Below are 5,867 nucleotides of genomic sequence, written 5' to 3' on the forward strand. Positions count from 1 at the left end.
GCGCGGGTGGCGAAATTGGTAGACGCACCAGGTTTAGGTCCTGACGTCCGCAAGGATGTGCGGGTTCGAGTCCCGCCCCGCGCACCACTTGATTCCTAGCAAGCGGCCACAAGGCCGCTGCTGACCATGCCAAATTAGGAGAAATACATGGCTGTGACTGTTGAGACTTTGGAAAAACTGGAACGCAAAATTACTTTGACGTTGCCATTGGATGTGATCACCAAAGAAGTGGACCTGCGCTTGAAGCGTGTGGCACGCCAAGTCAAGATTGACGGTTTCCGTCCAGGCAAAGTGCCCATGAACATCGTGGCCCAGCGCTATGGTTACTCCACCCAGTTCGAAGTCATGAACGACAAAGTGGGCGAAGCCTTTGCGGTGGCCACCAACGAAGCCAAACTGCGCGTAGCCGGTCAACCCAGCATCACTGAAAAAGATGGCGCACCCGAAGGTCAAATGCAATTTGATGCCATCTTCGAGGTGTATCCAGAAGTGACATTCGCCGACATGGCCGCCGTTGAAGTCGAAACTGTCTCTGCCGACGTGACAGACGCCGCTATTGATAAAACCATCGACATTTTGCGCAAGCAACGCCGCACCTTTGCCCAACGCGGCTTGGACGGTGCTGCACAAGACAACGACCGCGTCACCATCGACTTTGAAGGCAAGATTGACGGCGAGCCCTTCCAAGGTGGCAAAGCTGAAGACTTCCAGTTCTTGCTAGGCGAAGGCCAAATGCTCAAAGAATTTGAGGATGCTGTGCGCGGCATGAAGTCTGGCGAAAGCAAAACTTTCCCTCTCAGCTTCCCCGCCGATTACCACGGTAAAGACGTGGCTGGCAAGCAGTCTGATTTCTTGGTGACTTTGAAGAAAGTCGAAGCCGCTCACTTGCCTGAAGTGACCGACGAATTGGCCAAGTCTTTGGGCGTGGCTGAAGCCACTGTGGCGGGTTTGCGCGCTGACATCAAGAAAAACTTGGAACGCGAAGTCAAGTTCCGTTTGTTGGGACGTAATAAGCAAGCCGCCTTAGATGCTGTGGCCACCAAAGCGGATCTCGACTTGCCAAAAGCCAGCGTGCAAGCTGAGCTCAACCGCATGATCGAAGGCGCGCGTGCTGACCTCAAGTCACGCGGCATCAAAGACGCTGACAAAGCCCCCATTCCTGACGACATCTTCCGTCCACAAGCCGAAAAGCGCGTGCGCATGGGCTTGGTGGTGGCTGATTTGGTTCGCGCCAACAACCTGCAAGCTACGGCTGAGCAAATCAAAGCGCACATCGAAGAATTGGCCTCTAGCTACGAAAAACCAGCCGAAGTAGTTCGTTGGTACTACGGCGAAATGACCCGCTTAGGAGAAGTTGAAGCCATCGTCATTGAAAATAACGTGACTGACTTCATCTTGTCTAAAGCCAAGGTCAACGCCAAGGCAATTTCGTTCGACGAATTGATGGGTCAGCAAGGCTGATTCACGCACAAGGAAACTACATGAGCGCACTGGATACACAAGCTTTGGGCATGGTCCCCATGGTCATTGAGCAGTCGGGCCGCGGTGAGCGGTCCTATGACATCTATTCACGTTTGCTCAAAGAGCGCGTGATCTTCTTGGTGGGCGAGGTCAACGACCAAACTGCCAACTTGGTTGTGGCTCAGTTGTTGTTCCTTGAGAGCGAGAACCCAGATAAGGACATCTCGCTCTACATCAACTCCCCCGGTGGTTCAGTCAGCGCTGGCATGTCGGTGTTCGACACCATGAACTTCATCAAACCCCATGTGTCCACGCTGTGCATCGGCATGGCCGCCAGCATGGGTGCTTTCTTGTTGGCTGCAGGCGAGAAGGGCAAGCGTTTTTCTTTGCCCAACTCCAAGGTCATGATTCACCAGCCTCTGGGCGGCACACGCGGCCAAGCCACTGAGATCGAAATTCATGCCCGCGAGATCTTGAAGACGCGCGAGCAACTGAATCGCATCTTGGCCGAGCGCACAGGTCAGCCCTTAGAGAAAATTCAGCGCGACACCGAACGCGATTACTATCTGAGTGCAGACGAGTCAAAAGAGTATGGTTTGATTGATCAAGTCATCAGCAAACGCGCTTAAGCGACGCAAAGCACACACCTTTACACGCACCAATACATGGCCGATAAAAAAAGCGCTTCTGGCGAAAAAACGCTCTACTGCACCTTTTGCGGTAAGAGCCAGCACGAAGTCAAAAAACTCATTGCGGGACCTTCGGTCTTCATTTGCGACGAGTGCATTGATTTGTGCAATGAAATCATCCGTGATGAGTTGCCAGGCCTAGAAGCCGCCAAAGAACAGGGCAGCGACCTGCCCACGCCTGCAGAAATCAAAGGCAACCTTGACAATTACGTGATTGGCCAAGAGCTAGCCAAGCGCACCTTGGCCGTGGCGGTGTACAACCATTACAAGCGTTTGAAGCACAAAGAGTCGTCCAAGAAAGACGATGTCGAGTTGACCAAAAGCAACATCTTGCTGATTGGCCCCACCGGATCAGGCAAGACCTTGCTGGCACAAACTTTGGCACGTATGCTGAACGTGCCTTTCGTCATGGCCGATGCCACCACACTGACCGAAGCCGGTTATGTGGGTGAGGACGTTGAGAACATCATTCAAAAGCTATTACAAACCTGCGATTACGACGTGGAACGCGCACAGCGCGGCATTGTGTACATCGACGAAATTGACAAGATTTCACGTAAGTCTGACAACCCCTCCATCACGCGTGATGTGTCGGGTGAGGGCGTGCAACAGGCCTTGCTCAAGCTTATCGAGGGCACGATGGCCAGCATCCCGCCGCAAGGTGGGCGCAAGCATCCCAACCAAGACTTTTTGCAAATTGACACGACCAACATTTTGTTCATTTGTGGCGGCGCCTTCGCAGGACTTGAAAAAGTCATCGAAAACCGCACCGAAGCCTCCGGCATCGGCTTTAGTGCCACTGTTAAGAGCAAAGAGTCACGCAGCCTGACTGAGGTGTTTGGAGAAGTTGAGCCCCAAGACATCATCAAGTTTGGTTTGATTCCCGAACTGGTGGGGCGCATGCCCGTCATCGCTGCCTTGGCCGAGCTGACCGAAGACGCATTGGTGCAAATTTTGACCGAGCCAAAGAATGCCTTGGTTAAGCAATACAGCAAGCTGCTGTCCATGGAGGGCGCAGAACTGGAAATTCGTCCAGCCGCTTTGCGCGCCATTGCTAAAAAGGCCTTGGCTCGCAAAACAGGTGCCCGTGGTCTACGCTCTATCCTTGAGCAATCTCTGATCGACACCATGTATGAATTACCCAATTCATCGAATGTCGAAAAGGTGGTGGTCGAAGAGGCCACCATCAACGACAACAAGCCACCTTTGCTGGTGTACCGAGAAGCTGCCAAGAAGGCTTAAACATTCATCACGGGGACGGTGCCTAGCGCCCGTCCCTTTTTACTGGAAGGCTGACCATGTCTGGACAACCCCCGCTGCCCGCTATCCCTCTTGAACTGCCGCTGTTGCCATTGCGTGACGTAGTGGTGTTTCCGCACATGGTCATCCCTTTATTTGTGGGTCGCCCCAAAAGCATCAAGGCGCTGGAAGCTGCCATGACGGCTGAACGCCGCATCATGTTGGTGGCGCAAAAAGCGGCGGCCAAAGATGAACCCTCTGTGGCTGACATGTTTGAAGTCGGTTGCGTGTCCACCATTTTGCAAATGTTGAAGTTACCCGACGGCACAGTCAAGGTGTTGGTCGAAGGTCAGCAACGTGCCAAGGTAGACGGCATTGAAGACGGTGAATCGCACTTCACTGCGCATGTCACCCCCATCGAAGTGCAGCCTGCTGAGACGGGCAGCGAAGTCGAGGCCTTGCGCCGCGCAGTGATGCAACAGTTTGACCAATACGTCAAACTCAACAAAAAGATCCCGCCCGAAATCTTGACCTCGATTTCCAGCATTGACGACGCGGGTCGTTTGGCTGACACCATTGCGGCGCACCTGCCTTTGAAGCTTGAGAGCAAGCAAGTTGTGTTGGATTTATCGCCCGTGCGCGAGCGCTTGTCCAACTTGTTTGAGCAAATTGAACGCGAAGTTGAAATTCTCAACGTAGACAAAAAAATCCGTGGCCGCGTCAAGCGCCAAATGGAAAAAAATCAACGCGACTTCTACCTGAACGAGCAAGTCAAAGCCATTCAAAAAGAGCTGGGCGAAGGCGAAGAGGGCGCAGACATTGAAGAGATCGAGAAGAAGATCAAAGCCGCCCGCATGCCGCAAGAGGCACGCAAGAAGGCCGACTCTGAGTTGAAGAAGCTCAAGCTCATGTCCCCCATGTCAGCCGAAGCCACCGTGGTTCGCAACTTTTTAGACGTGCTGGTGGGTTTGCCTTGGACCAAGAAAACCAAAATCAAACACGACCTTGGCAATGCTGAAGACGTGTTGAACGAAGACCATTACGGCCTCGACAAAGTCAAAGACCGCATCTTGGAATATCTTGCTGTGCAACAGCGTGTCGACAAGGTCAAGGCCCCCATTCTTTGTTTGGTCGGCCCTCCTGGCGTGGGTAAAACCTCGCTTGGCCAATCCATCGCCAAAGCCACAGGTCGCAAATATGTGCGCATGGCCTTGGGTGGTATGCGGGACGAGGCCGAAATTCGCGGCCATCGCCGTACCTACATTGGCGCGATGCCAGGCAAGGTGTTGCAAAGCTTGGCCAAGGTGGGTACGCGTAACCCCTTGTTCTTGCTTGACGAAATTGACAAGCTGGGCACGGACTCGCGCGGCGATCCCTCTAGCGCATTACTCGAGGTGTTAGACCCCGAGCAAAACAACAAGTTTGCCGACCACTACGTGGAAGTCGATTACGACTTGAGCGATGTGATGTTTGTAGCCACCTCAAACTCGATGAACATCCCGCCAGCGTTGCTGGACCGCATGGAAGTGATTCGGTTGTCGGGCTACACCGAAGACGAAAAAACGCACATCGCCATCAAGTATTTGCTGCCTAAGCAAATGAAAAATAACGGTGTCAAAGATGAAGAGCTGCTGGTAGACGAAACCGCAGTGCGCGACATCGTGCGCTACTACACCCGTGAAGCGGGCGTGCGTTCGCTAGAGCGCGAAATGTCCAAGATTTGCCGCAAGGTGGTCAAGGCTTTGTTGCTCAAGCAAATGACACCTCAGGTCAAAGTCACGGCGGACAACTTGCCCGACTTTTTGGGCGTGCGCAAGTACACCTATGGCCGTGCTGAAGCCGAGAACCAAGTGGGTCAAGTGGTTGGTTTGGCGTGGACCGAAGTGGGCGGCGATTTGCTGACCATCGAAGCCGCCATCATGATTGGCAAAGGCACCATCACACGCACCGGCTCGCTGGGCGATGTGATGAAAGAGTCGGTTGAAGCCGCTCGCACCGTGGTGCGCAGCCGTGCTCGCCGCTTGGGCATCTCGGAAGAGTTGCTTGAAAAGCGCGACATTCACATTCACGTGCCCGACGGCGCCACACCCAAAGACGGCCCAAGTGCAGGTGCAGCCATGACCACTGCCTTGGTGTCGGCCCTCACAGGGATACCTGTGCGCGCTGATGTGGCCATGACGGGTGAGATTACCTTGCGCGGTGAAGTCACCGCGATTGGCGGCTTGAAAGAAAAGCTGTTGGCTGCTTTGCGTGGCGGCATCAAAACCGTGTTGATCCCAGAAGAAAACGTGAAAGACCTGCAAGAAATACCAGAAAACGTGAAGAACGGTCTGGAAATTGTGCCAGTGCGTTGGATCGACAAAGTGCTGGAAATTGCGCTGGAAAAAATGCCAACGCCCTTGCCTGACGAAGTGCCTGCTTTAGCAGCTGTACCCGCCGTTGACGCAGTGGCAAAAGCCGACGCACTCAAGCATTGAG

Annotated in this window: 4 protein-coding genes and 1 tRNA gene; all 5 read left to right on the forward strand. The window is 53.7% G+C overall.

What is annotated here, in order from left to right; all coding sequences use genetic code 11:
* Nucleotides 1-87 (forward strand) — tRNA-Leu (locus ABWP81_RS11410).
* A gap of 60 nt (nucleotides 88-147) precedes the next feature.
* Entirely contained in the window at nucleotides 148-1,461 is a 1,314-nt protein-coding gene (tig, locus tag ABWP81_RS11415) for a trigger factor (protein ID WP_353131937.1), read from the forward strand.
* 20 nt (nucleotides 1,462-1,481) lie between these two features.
* Complete coding sequence (gene clpP, locus ABWP81_RS11420; RefSeq protein ID WP_353131935.1) at nucleotides 1,482-2,090, forward strand: ATP-dependent Clp endopeptidase proteolytic subunit ClpP; 609 nt, start codon at nucleotides 1,482-1,484, stop codon at nucleotides 2,088-2,090.
* Nucleotides 2,091-2,126: 36 nt separating this feature from the next.
* A complete protein-coding gene (gene clpX / locus ABWP81_RS11425; protein WP_353131933.1) occupies nucleotides 2,127-3,392 on the forward strand; it encodes an ATP-dependent Clp protease ATP-binding subunit ClpX in 1,266 nt (421 codons plus the stop codon).
* A 56-nt stretch (nucleotides 3,393-3,448) separates the two neighbouring features.
* Complete coding sequence (gene lon, locus ABWP81_RS11430) at nucleotides 3,449-5,866, forward strand: endopeptidase La (RefSeq protein WP_353131931.1); 2,418 nt, start codon at nucleotides 3,449-3,451, stop codon at nucleotides 5,864-5,866.
* The last annotated feature ends 1 nt before the right edge of the window (nucleotide 5,867 follow it).

This window comes from Limnohabitans sp., from assembly GCF_040401135.1.
GTDB lineage: Bacteria > Pseudomonadota > Gammaproteobacteria > Burkholderiales > Burkholderiaceae_C > Limnohabitans.

Excerpts from the sequence above, each read along its gene's own strand:
- tig (WP_353131937.1), top strand. The coding sequence starts at position 148 with ATGGCTGTGACTGTTGAGACTTTGGAAAAACTGGAACGCAAAATTACT.
- clpP (WP_353131935.1), top strand. The coding sequence starts at position 1,482 with ATGAGCGCACTGGATACACAAGCTTTGGGCATGGTCCCCATGGTCATT.
- clpX (WP_353131933.1), top strand. The coding sequence starts at position 2,127 with ATGGCCGATAAAAAAAGCGCTTCTGGCGAAAAAACGCTCTACTGCACC.
- lon (WP_353131931.1), top strand. The coding sequence starts at position 3,449 with ATGTCTGGACAACCCCCGCTGCCCGCTATCCCTCTTGAACTGCCGCTG.